Here is a 17,182-nt window from a genome sequence, read left to right on the forward strand (position 1 = left end):
GCCCTGCGGCTTTTTGTCGTTACTGTCTTTCCTCGTCGGCCAAAGGAGTATTTTCTGATGGGAAAATTCGGTAGATCTGGGTCCAGCGGAGGAAATTGGATTCCCGAATATCTCTCCGTAGGCATTGGGAAAAAGGGATATCAGAACTTCCCGCCCCTGCTTGAAGACTTTCTATACTGGGTGGGTGACATCCCCGTGTGCTCTTTGAACTTTTTGCAGAAATAGCTGCTCGATGAATATTCGGCCGAACGCGCTACCTCGTCTATGGTGAGCTTTGTCCCGGTCAGCAGCTTCTTGGCAATTTCCAGCTTTTCGTTCGATAGCTTCTGCTTGAAGGTCATATGAAATTGTTTTTTCATAAGCCTATGCAAATGGCGCTTGCTGACCTTTAGCTCGCTCGCCATTTGCTCCAGCGACATACCCGGTGTTTCTGCGTTCATAAGCGCATCAAGCAGATGCTCTCTTTTTTCGTTTAAGGTTTTGCGGGGCAGCGTGTAATCAGCCTTATTCTGGCCGCGGTAGCTGCGAACCGCGTTGACGATAATCTGGGACACGTAACTTCGGATGTTATGGTAGTAGCCGATCAGCCGGTTATCTAATTCGTTCATAATTTTCTGGAACAGCTCCATGCTGCCGTACTCGTCCTCTCCGAACCAGAATCGCGTAGAAGTTAGCGTTTCGATCATCAGGTCGGCTTCGATGCGGAGATACTCGTTGTCCTGCTTTCTTTTCTTCAAAACAGTAATATCAAAGGTAATACAGCATTCCGCAAGAGGGTTATCAGCAAAGGTCGTTTGCTCATGATAGATCATCGGGCCGGTCAGATAAAACGTATTGGGCTTCAGTGTGTAATGATCTCCCTCGGCGATGAGCCGGCCGTACCCGTATGGTATGAAATGCAGCTCGTAGCCACCGTGCGCATGGTTCCTATTAGCCCGTTGGGAGGCAGGAACGAATCGGATATACCATACGTTAATTTGCAAATGTCCCATCTGAATCCGTAAGTCCAGCTCGTCGTAATCCCGGCGAAATTGAATGTCCATCTCACACTTCTCCCTGAATTGTACAATTAGGACATTTGGATTACAAAATTGTCCATTATGTCTATTTTAAACCAAATAAACGTCTGATACCATAACAAAATGTAAGGGTTTACAAGTTAACACATACGATGTCATGCCAGAGCTTTAGAACGAAAAGGGAGGTAGGGTCCAATGGTTCTTCCATTTATGAAGAAAACAGCGGTCATCTTTACACTAGCTGCCATATCTGCTTCATGCAGCAACGCGGTCAGCCCGCCTAAGGAACCAACAGTCGAGGCGCAACCGGTCACACTGAAAATTTACATGTGGGATGCGATTTTCCAGGAAGATGCGTTTCAGAAGCTGATTGCTGAGCCTGTCAAGAAAAAATACCCGAACATAACCCTGCAGCAGATAGTGCGTGGACCGGGCATGCAGCCAGAGAACCTTGTAGCCAGCGGCGACAATGAAGTGGATATCATTATGGCCTGGAACGACGTGTTAGTCCAGTTTCAGGATTTAAAGCTGATCGGCGATATGACAGCCGACATCAAGAAAGCGGGAATGGACCTTGGTCGATTCGACGAACAAGTGTTAGACGGGATGCGGGATGGGGACAAGAAAGAGATTTTGTACGGTCTGCCGTTCGCGCAAGATTTTTATGCTTTGTTTTATAACAAAGATTTGTTTGATAAGTTCGGTGTAGCTTATCCGCAGGATGGGATGACTTGGGAAGATACGATTGAGCTGGCTAAGAAGATGACTCGTGAAGATGGAGGAATCCAGTATAAGGGGCTCGATCCTGAAGGGCCGGAAAAGCTCGGCAATTCGCTGTCCCTGCCGTTTGTCGACCCGAAAACGCAGAAGGCCACACTGGATACCGAAGGGTGGAAAAGAGTATTCGAAACCTTGAAGCAAATATATAGTATCCCAGGTAACCAGAATACGATATCGAATCATGCGGGAACGGTTAACCGCTTCGCCAAGGACAAAAATGTCGCAATGTACGCATCCCATGGCGTGATAAGCGGCCTCGCGCAATCGGATGTAAATTGGGATATAGCCCAATACCCGAGCTTCGCAGATAAACCTAATGTGTACGGCATGGTTAAGGCATACAGCCTCTGTATCACGACGACAAGTAAACATCGCGAGCAGGCGATGCAGGCGCTTCAAGTGATGACTTCGGACGAAGTGCAGCTTGCGTACACAAAATCGACCGCTTTGCTGTCGGCGCTGAAAAATCCGGAGATGAACAAACATTTTGGCGAGGATCTGCCTCTATTGAAGGGGAAGCATATTGAGGGGATTTTTAAGAGCAAACCGGCACCCTTCGTTGCCCAATCATTGTATTCCGGTAAAGCGCGTCCGCCCCTAGAAGCAAAATTCAAAGACGTAATGGCTGGCAAAGATATCAATACGGCGCTGAGGGAAGCGCAGGAAGAAGCGACAAAGCAGATCGATGCGTTGAAGAAGTAATCCGCACTCGAATGGAGAGGAAGCGGAGGATTCCTATCAACTAGCATTAGCAGCCCAATTTATGGATGTGTTTCCTTCACTTTGTATAAGTTTTGTCCGATATAATAGATAGACATACCCCTTAGTTACAGAGAGGACAGGAGGAAACAGGATGAATTTTGAGCCGCTTAGAGGCCAGCAGGCTGCTCTTATTAACTCTGACAGCCTACGGATCGATCCGACAGCCAAACAATCCGCACCGCCGCAGCTCCAAGAAAAAGTACTTTCTGGATTCGTCGTTCGAGACTCCGTAGAGATTAGCGAAACCGGCAGACAACTGGCAGAAGGCGATCTTAAGTCACAGCCTATGAAGTATTTCGGTACAACCCAGATCAACGATTCGTTAAGCCGGGTTTTGGAAGGACAGCCAGAAGAAGTATCCAATGCAGTGTACAGGATGATCGAGTCCAATTTTATCGTTGACGGAACAGTAACGGATGATAGTCAGCGAGCTGTGCTGCTGGAGATGGGACTATCCCAATCCAGGTATATTGCAGAGCATTATATGGAAGGCGGTAAGGCCAAACAATTCCTAGAAACGATGGACAGGATCGCCGCGATTGCTACGACACGATCCATTGACCCAGGGACCGGGGATATTAGCTACACGACTCCTCCAGATCGCCCGGTAGGTGCCCCTGAGGACTACATCAAACCATCGGAACTGATGAAGCTGGTAGCTCCCCAGCAATATGCCGCGTTCGAAAATGACATAAAAAATGGGGGGAATGGGCTGAGCCATTTGCTGGACTTTGTACGAAAGATTCCCCAAAACCCCGGTTGGATAGAGAGATATAAGGAGCATACGAAGCAGACTGAGGCGGTATTGAATAACGTGGAGCTAACAAACCGGTTTGAAAAAGCCGATACGACATCAGCCTCCGCCTTTATGAACAGTATGCAGGATCTCCTTAAGGAAACGACTGCTGTAAACGATTCTTACCTTAGGAATATGCGGGAATTTTTCCGGGGCCTGGGCGTACAGGTTCATTGAATGAATTGAAGGAAAGGTCGGATTGGAGCCTAGTCTTGCTCTTAATTCGGCCTTTTTGGGGTTCAGCCCGATTAGAGTTGATCAAGAAATATCAAAGCTTCATCACCACAGACACACATAGCAGGAGATGCCATTGACTAACAAAGCGCAGTGAGTTATAATCAGGTTATTACATAGTATTCCAATAGGAATTATTAGTCAACCAGACAACTGGAGATTCGCCTATTTCATAGGTTTGAATCTCCTTTTTATTTTCCACAGGGAGGGACTCCATTTGAAGATTTTACGAAACTACCAATTTCCAAACGGATTTTCGTTGAGGCAGATCCTCAAATTCGTCAGTGCGGCAAATCAATTCAAGAGCCAAGTCTCGTTTGCATCTGACGGTTATTTATTGAATTCTAAGGGGGTCCTGGGTATGGTACTGTTCTTCTCCCAATTCCCAAGAACCGAGGAGATCCAATTGATCATAGAAGGCACGGATGCGGATGAAGCGAATAAAATTCTCGAATCCATCTTATATTCAGGCAGTTCGTACGCTTATAGCGCAAAGTCGTAGGATAGTTATATCTTGATGAGCAAGCGAACGAAAAGGAGGGCGGGATGGAGCTTCATTGGAGACGAAATCTTAGCATATTATGGCTCGGTTTATTTCTCAACCATATAGCTTATACGTTGTCGGTGCCCTTTTTTCCGCTTTTTCTACAGACGGAGCTGGGGATCAGTAAAGGCGTCGAAGCCTGGTCGGGAGTGTCGATTTCGATCAGCTTCCTCATTAGCGGTTTATGTGCGCCCTTCTGGGGATCTCTTGCTGATAAATATGGCAGGAAATTGATGCTGGTTCGTTCGGGGATTGGGCTTGGTGCGGCTCACCTTGCTAACTATTTCGTTTACGACCCGTATACGTTCATCGCGGTCCGCATATTCCAAGGGTTAATGGCCGGCTTCAGCCCTGCGTCGGTCGCGTTGGTCGGCACGAACACGCCGGAAAAGCATGTCGGTTACGCTCTGGGCGTTATATCGACGGCGACTGCAGCTGGAGGGATTCTAGGGCCGCTGGCGGGAGGACTGTTGATCCATTGGGTCGGATTACGGGAATGCTTCATAGCTTCCGCCATAATCACATTCCTATCCGCCATCCTTGTTCTTGCAGGGGTTGTAGAGATTCACAAAAAGCAGGAAGGACCGCGGCCTTCCATGATAGACGACTTGAAGCAAGCGGGGCAGAACCCCCGGTTGATGAGGATTTACTGGTTAATTTTCCTTGTATCGACATCCGTCATGATTTTGGAACCGCTGATTACCATCTATGTCGTGCAGATCGGCGGAAGTGCGGACAAGGCTTCGCTCAGCTCGGGCGTCGTATTCTCTGCGGTCGGGATCGCTACGGTCATTATGGGCCCCCGGTGGGGAAGGATCGGCGGACGGATTGGTTATCACAAAACGTTGCTGATCGGCCTGCTCGGCGGGGGGATCGGCAATCTGCTTCAGCTCGGAGTCACTCATTTGCTTGGTTTCGGCCTATTGCGCTTCGGTTACGGGTTATTTTTCGCGGCCGTTTATCCGGCCTTGAATGCACTCATTATCCGTTATGCGGACAATGAATTTCGCGGCCGGGCGGTCAGCTTAAGCCAATCCGCCAACCAGTTCGGCATCGTCGTTGGCCCCCTGCTGGGAGGATTTATCGGTGGATGGATCAGCATACCGTTCGTATTCCTCCTGACCGGAGTCGCGCTGCTGGCAGCCGCATGTGCAATAAGAACGCTCGGTTCGGGACAAATAGACCGGACGGCATCCGGGTAATCAAGGGAGACAGGAAGCTGGCGCTATTTATGGCGTCAGCTTATTTTTTGAGCCTCCAGGTGCCTTAAAGCTGTATTCGCATCCGGAATTTTCCCCTTGACATAGTCATTATAGTATTTATCAATAATGAAGGAATCCTTTCGAAAGTCTGGCGGGTATCATCAAGTTGTCGATGAGATTTTCGAATTTAAAAGACAAAACCATATCTAACATCCCTTCAGTTATGAGAGGTTGTTTGAACTCGAGGGTCCGGATGGGCTGAGGAAGTAGCTTTGCCTTATGCTGCGTAAGTGCCTGTCATGGACGGAAGAAGGGTATGGGGTGAGCCCCATACCCTTTCCATACTGCTCCTTGTTTTGGCCAGCAAGCAGCTTTTAATGAATTACTTTGAATGAATCCTTGCCGGTGAAGGTCCTTCCGTCCCGCAGATAACCGGTGATACTAAACGGAATGCTGCCATTCAGCCCGGCTAACGCGTTGATGACTTGCTGCCTGTCAAACTTGACCGTTAATTTCCCGTTGGCGTCCCGATCAAGATCTCCCGCTTCCATCGGAGCGGATTGGGCATAGATGGTCACGCCATTGATATTCATCCTTATGGAAGCAGCGTTTACAAGCGAGACATCCTTCGAGGCGAGTTTAATGGTTGCTGTGATGTATTTTCCATTACTTTTCAAATTTAATGTTTTCGGCTGGGCTTCCACGTCTGCGTCTATTAGTTTGCCTGCGTAATAAATATTCGGAGTAGGAGGAGCAGCCATGCCATCTCCAAGGTAATAATCGGTTAAATGAGATTGGACATACCCTTTAATCGTCATCCCATTACGGTACAGCGGATTGTGAGGGAGCGTATAGATTCGGTGATCTGTTGGAATCGGTGTTGTGAAAATGATGAGCTTATTGTAATCCTTATTGGTTAATATAGCCTCTTCACGCCAGTCGCCCATAATATCGCCGAGGAACTTGGGAACCCCGCGCCAGCTGCTAACCGCATTTTCATAATTCGTAGTCGTTACCAAACGAGACACGGAGGTTGTTTGATAATTCCATTTTTCGATTTTCCCGTTATTATAGCTTTCACTCAATAAATCCCCGTCCCAGAACATACGCATTGTTGGCCACGGATTCCCTTTATTATCCTTTGTGGTGATCTGTGTGTTGCTCGGGCCGTGGTATATTCCTTCAAATGAAAAGACTTCATAACCGGGATAACGAGGGTCAATATCCCCAACGTCGCCACGACCTACATCCCATGCAGGAGGTGTAGTACTATGCTGCCAAATCATCTGACCTGTAGTGGCATCGTAATAGTACTCAAGTAAACCATAAGGGTTACGCTGCTGAATTCCGTATCCCTGAAGCCCAGGCCGGTTCGGATCCATCTTGCCGATGTAGAAGCGATCCCCGTGCACGATGTTACTGTCCGTCAAAGAATAGAGCAGCGTGCCGTCATGATCCAATACGAAGCCGATTTGGGCAACCTCATCTTTCCCGTCCCCATCTATGTCCGCGATACGGATTTGGTGACCGTCAGCGAGGTCCTCAGAACCGCGCAGCCATTTCCAGTCTCTTACGAGATTGTCACCCTCCAAATGATAAGCAGCAATAAGCATATTAAAGCCGCCGTCAGCTCTACGATTTTTGGCATTAACGACAACACTCGGCGTTGTGCCGTTAAGATATCCGATGCCAAGCTGAGCGGCCAACGGACCGATGGAAATATAATCATCTGGAAGCTCGCTGGTGCTTTGAAGTTTTCCTGTCATGCCGTTAAGTACTGCCAGCCATTGTTTCGTATCGTTTTGATCGGTCCATACCTCGCCATCCCCAAACTTCACGCCATTGGCGATCTTGAGAAGGACTTCTGCCTTCCCGTCTCCATCCATATCATAAACAGTAAGCCCATCCCAATGTCCAACACTAACTGTAGCTGAACCAGGGGAAATATTGTCCTGATTCATGCTGTTAGGACCAAGATTTACTTCCCACAGAAAGGTTCCGTCGCGTTTGTACGCTTCAATGATCTGAGGCTTCTGGGCATCGCGAGCCACGAGATAATCATATTCACCATCACCGTCAAGATCTCCAACCCATATATGATTGATGCTGCCGCCATCACGTATTGGAACGGTGAAGTAAGGTGCATCCACAGGATTGGCTGGAAGGGTAAACGAAGCACTGGCTTTTTGTTCTTGACCGCCAATCACCGGCTTCACAAAATAAACATTATCCTTCGTCAGATCAGCCGTAGTGTCTGTATAATTAGTGCCCTTTGTCAGAACGGAACCATTTAGCTTAACGGCTTGACCGCCTGCTGTGGAACGATAAACATCAAAACCAATCCCTGAAGGATCCAATGCGAGCAACCGCCAACTGATAAATACATTGGAGCCACTGCGGACTGCAACGACTCCACGGCCCAGATCTTCCATGCGTCTTAACAAATCACCATTCGTCGGGGCTGACTGGCCCGGGGATTGTTCCAAAGTAGTATAAACGCTGGTTGTGACAGAGGCTGTTTCCGCCTCATTTACGATTGGACCACCGGTTTCATTTGCGTTTGCAGCTAATACCGAGCTGTACATAGTCGTGCATAAAGAAAGTATTAAAGATAGGCCAACTACTTTTTTCACTAAAAAATCTCCCTTCCTTGGCTGTTATTCGGATCTATCCTCTCATGGGAAGAATTACAATTCTGTTATGTAAATGGGTAGGGGGTGTGATGTAGAGAAATGGCTGATCGGTCTCATACGGCCCCCCCCTGCAAAACTGACAGCGCATACAATACAGGATTGTTCCATTTTATACCTCATCGGCTTATTGATACTTTGTTGAAACCGCTCCACGCTTTGTTATCATTTGGCTTGCTCGGCTTCGATTTTCTTGTTCGAATTTTCATCGATCGTACGAAGTGCCGTATTCATATCGGTTTCCCCTAGAACAACCTTTGGCAGCAATGCTTTGACCTCGTTTTCCGGAGTGCCGTCGTATGGTGACTTCATGGGAATAGCTGCCGGTTTATGGGCGAATACAGCAGACCAGTTTTTATCCTTAAAGGGACTTCCCTGGGCAAAAGCTTTCTTTACGGTATCGCTTGTCAGGACAGGAACCTCACCTTTTTTGGAGATGGCCAATTGAAACTCTTCGGAAACCAAATATTTGATGACTTTTATTGCCGCTTCTTTGTTTTTACTTGTTTTTGTGACGCTGAAATAGACCGGATAAGGCTGGCTTCCGGTTCCAGGCATATCCTTGAACACCGGCAAAGTTGCGATATCCCAATTCATCCCTTCCATGGCACTGGCGCTTGTAAACACAGTACTGGTCAATCCGACATACATGGCCAGATTGCGATCCTTCACGAAATTGTCCTTGGTAGGAAGATTCCCCGATCGTACGTTCATCATGAACTCTTTGTACCCTGCATTTGAAGCCGGCTTCACATAGATTGCCTCAAGAAGCTTATTCCATAATTCGTTGGTGCTGAAGGTGGCTTTGAGCGTTTTGGGATCCACGGTCCCAAGGGAGTATTGATTCGTTCTGAGAACATGCCCGGTCTCCCCATATAGACCCACGATTTGCTGTCCGTTCTCGTTTCTTGTCAGCTGCTTGCTGAGCTCAGCCGCCTCATCCCAGGTTAACCCGTCTTTGGGATAAGGTACGCCGAACTTATCAAACAAATCCTTGTTATAGAACAAGACCACATTCAAGTTCGTGACTGGTATTCCCCATAGGCCGCCGCCGGAAAGCTGCTTCATCCCATTCACAGCCACCGGATCAAGCTGATTTAAATCGATATTTTCTTTTTTGATCAACTCGCTCATATCGTATTGCAGGTCATTTTTCACCATGGAATTCATGAAATAGCCGATGGAATCGAAATTCATATCGATCGGTTGGTTTGCAGCGAACAGCTCGCTTTTGCTTGTTCCCTTGCCAGTCTTGATATAGGTGATGGTGTAATTAGGGAATTTACTGCGGATCGCATTGCCGAACCGTTCATCGAAGCTCTCCACAGAATCGCCGCTATCGGAATGAATCACCAATTCCACAGGTTTGCTATCCTCTTCAGACAAGCTCACGTTAGATTCCTGACCGGTCTTTTCGCTGTTGCTGCACCCCGTTGCCAGCGCAGCAGCGATAGTGAAGGTGAGCATCGTACTGCCAGTTTTTTTACGATTCACTTTGTATTTCCCCCTTAATAATCGAAACTCATCCCTGCTGGCTCAAAAAACAACTGCCATTGACTGTGAAAGTTAGATTGCCACACCCCCATATTTTAACTTTATATACCATTTAAGTAATTACATATCAACTCCTTTCAATATTTGGGATAACGAATTATTGATCATAGACTAACAAACTCTCTGGGGAAATTCCCCGCATATCTTACGTATTCGCTCGGTAAATCCCGCATTTTTGGACAAGATAGGTTATATGCAAAGGCATCATTATGGCGTTAAATAAATATTCGGTTTGGGCGGTGTAGACATTCCGCTTCCAAGGTAATAATCCGTTAAATGAGACTGCTTGTATCCTTTAATAGTCATACTGTTCCGGTATAAAGGGTTTTGAGCAAGAGTGTAGAGTCGTGTATTGGTTGGTAGGGGAGTAGTAAAGATGACGAGCTTTGAAAAATCACTGCTTGTTAAAATAACTTCTTCACGCCAGTCACCGAAAATATCACCGTAGAACATAGGAGCACCACGTTCACTGCGAGTGGCTGTATGGTAATTCCAGGTAGTTACCAATCTGGAAACAGAGCTTGAGCTATAGTTCCATTTCTCAATTTTTCCGTCATTAAAGCTTTCACTCAAGAGATCTCCGTCCCACCACAAACGGAAGGCAGGGTATGGTGCTGCCGTCGTTGTTATCTGATTGTTAGTCGGGCCGTTATAAATTCCTGAGAAAGACCACGTTTCGTAACCGGAATACCGGGGGTCAATATCCCCAACATCTCCACGGCCAACATCCCCCGCTGGAGGTGTAGTAGTATGCTGCCAAAGCATCGAGCCCGTCGTAGCATCGTAATAGTACTCAAGCAGCCCAAACGGATTGTCCTGTTGAATACCATAGCCTTGAAGTCCCGACCTGTTGGGATCCAGCTTGCCGATATAGAAGCGGTCGCCATGTACAACATTGCTGCCCGCCAAAGAGTAACGTAATGTACCGTCGCCATTAAGGACGAAGCCAATTTCCGCTATCTCGTCTTTACCGTCGCCATCCAGGTCCGCAATCCGCATTTGATGGCCGTCCGGGGCGTTTTGTGAACCGCGTAACCATTTCCAATCCCTTGTAAGGTTAGAGCCGCTCCAACGATAAGCAGAAACAACACAATTAAAGGAGCCGTCTGAATTACGGTTTTTCGCAAAAACAACGATGCTTGGAGTCGTTCCATTGAGATAACCAATGCCCAATTGAGTGGCTAGAGGGCCAACAGAGCTATAATCGTCCGGAAGGGGAGAGTAATTTTTGAGCGCTCCCGTCATACCGTCAAGTACAGCAAGCCATTGTTTCGTATCACTGCTGTTATTCCAAACAGTACCATCGCCAAAAGTAACACCATTCGCGATTTTGAGTACGACTTCGGCTTTGCCGTCTCCATTCAAATCATAAACCGTAACGCCATCCCACATTCCGACACTAATCGTTGAAGAACCGGGTGAAATGTTGTTTTGATTGCTGCTGTTGGGCCCGAGATTGACCGACCATAGAAAAGTGCCATCGCGTTTGTAGGCTTCCAGTCTCTGAGGAGTTGTTTCGGTACGGTCCACGAGAAAATCGTATTCATGATCCCCATCAAAATCTCCGACCCATACGTTTTTAATGGCTGAGCCGCTGCGCAGCGGAACCGTGACGACAGGTTCATCTGCATGGTTAGCCGTAAGGGTAAATGAAGCGCTTGCCGCTTGTTCCGCACCGCTGATTACCGGTTTCACGTAATAACTATTAGACTTGGTAAGATCGGCAGTCGTGTCCGTAAAATTGGTGCCTCCGGTCAAAACCGAGCTGTTTAGCTTGACTGCGGTGCCGCCTCCTGCAGATCGGTATATATTAAAACCAATTCCTGACGAATCCAGCGCCAGTAAACGCCAGCTGATAAAAACATTGGAGCCATTTCGAACAGCTACTACACCCCGGCCCAGGTTTTCCATTTGCCTTGGCCCGATTGCTGCGTCTGCCGAGTAGATGGGGAAAAATAATGAAGTAGTGATGAGGGTAGAAGCAACGATTAAATTCAAGCTGCGCTTTAGTAATCTGCCAGTCTTTTTCAATAAAATCAACTCCCTTATGAATGTTGAGTCGAGCTTTTGGCAATCCAGACCAGGATCCCCAGCAATAGAACGCTTACATTATACTCACCCCCCTTTAAATTTTTTTTAGAAATCATGATTGTCCCGATAGAACGAGGCAATTCCTGCCTTGTCTGTAATCCCTCCTCGGTTCATATTTTGCTTTGAATACGTTTACATTAACAGATCAATAAATGTAATTCTTCGCTTATTTTTATGATTTTTCAAAACCCCGTTTATTTTGTTCTGGACTATACAATTTCCTGTTTGAAGCGGGAAAAGATATTTAAAAATTACAATTTTTGTTGAATTGTTCTATGTAATAAACAGGCTCTTTCCTTTAGAATAAATATACAAGCGAAGGCTCCAAGACAGGATCAACAGGTAGACGCAGGTCCCGCCGTTGAGCAGCGGAAACACTAGGATAAAGGAATGATGCAGTTGACGATCACCATAGGACAGGTTATTGAGCGGTTGTTGGAGAAGGGTCCGCAAAACGAATCTACTGTTGATACATTAAGATACGGATCGCCTCAGACGGTAGTAACGGGGATAGTCGTTGTTTTTGTCGCTACCCAGGCAGTGATTGAGCAGGCCGCGGCTTTGGGAGCCAACTTGATCATTTCACACGAGGGTACGTTTTACCGCCATCAGGAGGATGGGATGATAGGGCAGGATGATCCGGTTATTATGGAGAAAAACAATTTGCTTGATCGCACCGGTATTGCCATATATCGCTACCATGATCATATTCATCGTTGGGAAATAGACGGGATTATGACCGGTTTGCTCAACGCGCTGGACTGGACGCCTTACGTTGAAGAGCATCTGCCTGCCGCAACGATTGTGCAAATTCCTGGCATGTCCCTTGAACGTACAGCGCAGTATTTGAAGGAAAAGCTGCAAATTCCATTCGTGCGTGTAATAGGGAAACCGGAGATGCCCTGTACCCGCATAGGGTTATTGGCAGGCTACCGGGGAGGGGGAGCCCTGGCACTTCCATTAATGAAGGATTACCATCTCGATCTGGTTATCGCCGGAGAAGGGCCGGAATGGGAAACGCCGGAGTATGTTCGGGACGCTGTTCATCAAGGAAGGAACAAGGCATTCATCGCTTTAGGCCATGCGGAGAGCGAGGAGTACGGCATGAAGGAACTATCGGAGCGGCTGCGGGAGCAATTCCCTGGTCTTCCCGTACATTTTATTAGGGAAAAGCCGTTATTTCGTGTTGTATAGGGAAATACGACGATGATGTACATCAAGAATGGCCTGCCTGGAATGGCGGTCATTCTTGATTTTATTTTGGGGCGTCAAACCGTATCTTAATGACTTGCAGGCGCTCTGCCGTTGGCGGGATGGAAGTAATAGCCAAATGAATAGGGGCTGTAGTATGATTTGGTCAGGACATGACGCAACTAAGATAAGGGAGGACCCTACTTTGTGGCAGAAGGTGGCTCATTGGAATACGCTGCGCAATCAGATGCTGGCTGGATTTGTTTCCGTCATGATCATCGTTCTGATTTGTGCCGGCATCATAACGTACAACTCAGTTTCCGGGCTCCTCAATTCCAAAGCGGAGACTCAGATGAAGCAAATCGCCAGTCAAGCCGATGGCAGATTGGAAGCGGTTATTAAGCAGATTGACACCTTAACCTTGCAGGCGGTCAACGACGCGTACCTGCAGCAGCTTTTTCTGTCGATGGTTAACGGGGATAAAGCCAGCTTCAGCGACCGCCAGGCTCTGATGAAAATTTCCAATCATATCCAGGGGTACAGCGGTGGCGTAACCAACGTTGAATTGTATACTCCGGATTATGTAAGGGTATTTCCGCTAGACGAGGAGAGCCTTACGCATCGGGTTACTACAAGCTGGATCGAACAGGCCGACAGAGAGAAGGGAAAGCTGGTCTGGGTCGGGAACGACCCGAAGGATTCCGAATCGGTCTTGGCAATTCGCAGGATTAATCTGGTTGACCGCTGGTTTTCGAACGGCGGGTATTTGCTGGTACGCATCAACCGAAGCTATTTTGAATTCCAGCCCGGGCTGCCGGACAGCGGACATCGCGAGCTGCTGCTGCTTGCCGATAGCGCGGGAAAACCGATTGTGGCGGACGGAGCGGCACTCTCCGATGTGAGCGAACTGATGGTCACCGATGCACAGAAGGTTACGATCGGGCAGCAGCGCTACATTCTCGTCAAGCAGCCTTCCGAAACGACCGGCTGGACGCTCATGATTTTGTACCCGGTCAGCGACATCACTGAAGGAATTTCCGTACTGCGATGGGCCATTCTTGTATCCGGGGCGATCGGTTCGATTTTATTTATTCTTTTGTCCTTCGTGCTCTCGATGATGATTACCAGACCTATCCTTCGGCTCATGAGGGCGATGCGCAATACCCGGCAAGGCGTTCTGACGCCTAACCTTACGAAATCCTATACGACTGAGCTGAATGATTTGAATATGACCTACAACCAGATGGTGGATAACATCAACCGTCTCATTAAGCTGGTGTATGAAAAAGAAGCTCTCCAAAGCCGCACCGAATTGAAAGCGCTACAGGCTCAAATCAATCCCCATTTTCTGTATAATACTTTGGAAGCGCTGTACTGGTCCTTGCAGGAGAAGGAGGAGGAAGAGCTCGCCGACCTGGTCGTGGCGATGTCGGATTTGTTCCGCTATGTCATAGACAGCCCGAATAAAGACGAATGGGTTACCATCGGTGAGGAGCTTGAGCATATCAAACGCTACCTGCGTATTATGAGCGTTAGGTTTGGCAGCCGCCTGGTTTGGGACATTAGCGCTCCCGACGTTTATCATCACGTTCATGTTCCTAAGCTGCTGATTCAGCCGCTGGTGGAGAACGCGATTTTGTACGGACTGGAAGGGAAAACAGGATCAGGCCTCATCACCATCCGGGTGGAGCCGTCACCTGTACAGGCATCGGAGGTGCGGATTATGGTAAGTGACGACGGCCCAGGTATGAACGAGCGAGAGCTTCATGCCATCATGAGTACCCTGAAGGCGGGAGGTGTTCCTCCAACGAAAGGGAAGGGAACCGGGACGGGCATTTTGAATGTACAGCGACGCATTCGGCTCTATTACCCGGCTTCCGCCGAGGGCGGCAGAGGATTATCGATTATCAGCAACCCCGGGCAAGGGACCCGTGTTAGCTTTGAGATTCCGATTCATAAGGAGGCAGCCGATGATTCAATCCGGGAAAACCATTCTTATTGTGGATGATGAACCGTTAACCAGAGAGGGCATTCGCAAAACCTTGGAGATATGGTCGGCCGGGCAGCATCAAATATGGAGCGGCAGCAATGCGGCGGAAGCCCTTGAGGTGCTATCCAGCCGTCAGGTCCATCTGCTGATCACAGACATCCGAATGCCGGAGGTAAACGGCCTGCAGCTGGTGGAAACCATGCAGCGTACCGGTCATAAACCCGTAGTTATCATCATTTCCGGACATCCGGATTTTCAATACGCCCAATCGGCGATTCAATTAGGTGTCGTCAATTATTTGCTGAAGCCGATTCAGAAGAGCAAGCTGGTTGAGGCCGTGGAGCAGGCGCTGCGAATCGAAGAAGAGCGCGGACGCGTTGAAGTACTGGAGAAATTGGTCGATACGCGGCTCATGCAGGCCAAGACCGCTGCCAAGCAATATAGTCTGCCGGTCCAGCAAGCGATCAGCTATGTGGAGCAGCATTTGCAGGAGCCGCTCGGCATGCGCGAGGTAGCAAACCAGATTCACCTGAATCCGAGCTATTTCAGTGCGCTGTTCAAGGAACAGACGGGCTTTACCTTTAGCGAATACATAACGAGAAGCAGGCTGCAGAAGGCGAAGGAGCTGCTGCTGCAAACCAGGCTTTCGATTACGGATATTTCGGAACAGATCGGCTACCAGACGCCAAAGTATTTTATCAAGCTGTTTAAAGATTACGAAGGGATTAGTCCGAATCAGTACCGTAAACAAGCGAACGAAGCCGGAAGCATGGTTGAAAACGTAGAGACCTAAAAAAAGTGGAATAATTCCCGATGGCCGTTACCTCCTGCAACGGAAATAAAAGCGTTACAATCAATCTCGTAGTCAATATATGGTTGAGGGGGAAATGAAGCATGGCGAATAAAGCGCTTACTTGGACGTTGACCACAATGCTAAGCCTAGGTATGGTACTGTCAGGCTGCTCCAGCTCGAACGGAGGAACAAGCCAGAACTCGCAGGAACCGGCGAAAGGCGGCGGCACAAACACAACCGAATCAGCTAAGAAAGTTACGATTAAAATGATGCACCTTTGGCCGGCAGGGAGCTCGGCTACACAGAACAAAATTGTAAACGATATCATTAAAGAGTATCAGACCGCAAATCCCAACGTTACGGTAGAACAAGAGATTCTGGAGAATGAGCAGTATAAAAACAAAATGAAAGTGCTGTCCACCGCCAACAATCTTCCGGACGTGGGCTTCACGTGGGCGGCGGGGTACATGGACCCTTATGTAAAAGGCGACATGTTTGCTCCTCTGGATGATTTGCTTCAGGGCGATCTGAAAGATAAGTTTGTCAGCGGAACGACGAACGCTTACGCCTTCAGCGGAAAAACCTACGGCCTTCCTGTGGAGCTGAACATTGTGCCGGTTTACTACAATAAAGCGATATTTGCCAAGTACAATCTGCAGCCGCCTAAAACCTACGACGATTTTAAGACTATCGTGAACACGCTAAGCTCAAACGGCGTAGCCCCGATCGCGCTGGGTAACAAAGACCGCTGGACGGGTTCACTCTGGTACATGTATTTGGCCGATCGGCTGGGCGGACCGGAAACGTTGAAAAAGGCGATTGACCGTACAGGTTCGTTCGAAGATCCGAATCTGATCCGCGCCGCTTCCGAAATTAGACAGCTTGTAGATATGAACGCATTCAACAAGGGCTTCAACGGCTTGTCCAACGATGAAGGCAAGGCGGAATTCATGAACAGCAAGGCGGCTATGTACATGATGGGGACATGGGAGCTTCCGAACTATACGACGAACAAGGATGTTCCGCAATCGTTCAAAGACCAAATCGGCTTCTTCAAATTCCCGACGGTTGATGGCGGCAAGGGGAACCTCGATAGCTGGGTTGGCGGGCCGGGGGTCGGCTTGTTCGTGGCCAATAACTCCAAGGTGAAGGAAGAATCCAAGAAATTCGTAAGCTTCTTCGTTCAAAAATGGGGAGAGCATGCGATCTCGGAAGCCGGTGTCATTCCGGCAACCAAGGTGGACACCTCCAAGGTAAAGCTTCCTCAAATGTATATTGATCTGTTGAACGAGCTGAATAAAGCGAGCAACATCACCTTGTTTGCGGACGTTCAGATGAAGCCTTCCTCGGCCGAAGTGCACTTGAACATGATTCAAGCGTTATTCGGTAAAGCGGCGACGCCTGAAGAGTTCGCCAAAAAGCATGAAGAGGCTCTGGCTAAGGAAGGCAAATAGTAGTCTAGTAGAATAAAGCATAGAGAGAAAGAGCATATTTCTGGATAGGTCTAGATTTTCGAGAAACTCAACTATTCAGAAT

The 17,182-nt window shown here is 48.1% G+C and carries 12 protein-coding genes; 8 read left to right on the plus strand and 4 right to left on the minus strand.

What is annotated here, in order from left to right:
* Window positions 1–140: 140 nt before the first annotated feature.
* The gene (locus B1728_RS24650) at window positions 141–1,043 is read right to left on the minus strand and encodes an AraC family transcriptional regulator (protein ID WP_079913082.1); all 903 of its coding nucleotides are present in this window, start codon (window positions 1,041–1,043) and stop codon (window positions 141–143) included.
* A gap of 171 nt (window positions 1,044–1,214) precedes the next feature.
* On the opposite strand from B1728_RS24650, the gene B1728_RS24655 reads away from it, so the two are divergent.
* The 4 genes from B1728_RS24655 to B1728_RS24670 all read left to right on the plus strand — a co-directional run bounded on the left by B1728_RS24655 (window position 1,215) and on the right by B1728_RS24670 (window position 5,337).
* Window positions 1,215–2,501 (plus strand): ABC transporter substrate-binding protein, encoded by a 1,287-nt coding sequence (locus tag B1728_RS24655; RefSeq protein ID WP_079913083.1) that lies wholly within the window; start codon window positions 1,215–1,217, stop codon window positions 2,499–2,501.
* A gap of 151 nt (window positions 2,502–2,652) precedes the next feature.
* The gene (locus B1728_RS24660) at window positions 2,653–3,534 is read left to right on the plus strand and encodes a hypothetical protein (protein ID WP_079913084.1); all 882 of its coding nucleotides are present in this window, start codon (window positions 2,653–2,655) and stop codon (window positions 3,532–3,534) included.
* Between the two features lie 274 nt (window positions 3,535–3,808).
* The gene (locus tag B1728_RS24665; protein ID WP_179136190.1) at window positions 3,809–4,093 is read left to right on the plus strand and encodes an HPr family phosphocarrier protein; all 285 of its coding nucleotides are present in this window, start codon (window positions 3,809–3,811) and stop codon (window positions 4,091–4,093) included.
* A gap of 44 nt (window positions 4,094–4,137) precedes the next feature.
* Entirely contained in the window at window positions 4,138–5,337 is a 1,200-nt protein-coding gene (locus B1728_RS24670; RefSeq protein ID WP_079913086.1) for an MFS transporter, read from the plus strand.
* Between the two features lie 374 nt (window positions 5,338–5,711).
* Here the strand turns inward: B1728_RS24670 and B1728_RS24675 are convergent, their stop codons facing one another.
* From B1728_RS24675 to B1728_RS24685, 3 genes are all read right to left on the minus strand, one after another.
* Window positions 5,712–7,970, minus strand: coding sequence for a rhamnogalacturonan lyase family protein (locus tag B1728_RS24675; protein ID WP_144027995.1), 2,259 nt, complete (start codon window positions 7,968–7,970; stop codon window positions 5,712–5,714).
* 222 nt (window positions 7,971–8,192) lie between these two features.
* Window positions 8,193–9,521, minus strand: coding sequence for an ABC transporter substrate-binding protein (locus B1728_RS24680; RefSeq protein ID WP_079913088.1), 1,329 nt, complete (start codon window positions 9,519–9,521; stop codon window positions 8,193–8,195).
* A 267-nt stretch (window positions 9,522–9,788) separates the two neighbouring features.
* Window positions 9,789–11,612 (minus strand): rhamnogalacturonan lyase family protein, encoded by a 1,824-nt coding sequence (locus B1728_RS24685; RefSeq protein WP_144027996.1) that lies wholly within the window; start codon window positions 11,610–11,612, stop codon window positions 9,789–9,791.
* A 459-nt stretch (window positions 11,613–12,071) separates the two neighbouring features.
* On the opposite strand from B1728_RS24685, the gene B1728_RS24690 reads away from it, so the two are divergent.
* The 4 genes from B1728_RS24690 (at window position 12,072) to B1728_RS24705 (ending at window position 17,100) form a co-directional block, all read left to right on the plus strand.
* Window positions 12,072–12,866: a Nif3-like dinuclear metal center hexameric protein gene (locus tag B1728_RS24690; RefSeq protein ID WP_079913128.1), complete on the plus strand. Its 795-nt coding sequence runs from the start codon at window positions 12,072–12,074 to the stop codon at window positions 12,864–12,866.
* Between the two features lie 202 nt (window positions 12,867–13,068).
* Window positions 13,069–14,871 (plus strand): sensor histidine kinase, encoded by a 1,803-nt coding sequence (locus B1728_RS24695; protein WP_306293547.1) that lies wholly within the window; start codon window positions 13,069–13,071, stop codon window positions 14,869–14,871.
* Window positions 14,834–15,646, plus strand: a complete 813-nt coding sequence (locus B1728_RS24700; protein ID WP_079913090.1) for a response regulator transcription factor — start codon at window positions 14,834–14,836, stop codon at window positions 15,644–15,646. Before B1728_RS24695 ends, B1728_RS24700 begins: the two co-directional genes overlap by 38 nt.
* Before the next feature lie 101 nt (window positions 15,647–15,747).
* Complete coding sequence (locus B1728_RS24705) at window positions 15,748–17,100, plus strand: extracellular solute-binding protein (protein WP_079913091.1); 1,353 nt, start codon at window positions 15,748–15,750, stop codon at window positions 17,098–17,100.
* Window positions 17,101–17,182 lie beyond the last annotated feature (82 nt).

It is taken from the genome of Paenibacillus sp. 32352, from assembly GCF_002042965.1.
Classification (GTDB): domain Bacteria; phylum Bacillota; class Bacilli; order Paenibacillales; family NBRC-103111; genus Paenibacillus_S; species Paenibacillus_S vulneris.

Coding starts and splice junctions, on each gene's coding strand:
- B1728_RS24655 (WP_079913083.1), top strand. CDS start 1,215: ATGGTTCTTCCATTTATGAAGAAAACAGCGGTCATCTTTACACTAGCT.
- B1728_RS24660 (WP_079913084.1), top strand. CDS start 2,653: ATGAATTTTGAGCCGCTTAGAGGCCAGCAGGCTGCTCTTATTAACTCT.
- B1728_RS24700 (WP_079913090.1), top strand. CDS start 14,834: ATGATTCAATCCGGGAAAACCATTCTTATTGTGGATGATGAACCGTTA.
- B1728_RS24670 (WP_079913086.1), top strand. CDS start 4,138: ATGGAGCTTCATTGGAGACGAAATCTTAGCATATTATGGCTCGGTTTA.
- B1728_RS24650 (WP_079913082.1), bottom strand. CDS start 1,043: ATGGACATTCAATTTCGCCGGGATTACGACGAGCTGGACTTACGGATT.
- B1728_RS24705 (WP_079913091.1), top strand. CDS start 15,748: ATGGCGAATAAAGCGCTTACTTGGACGTTGACCACAATGCTAAGCCTA.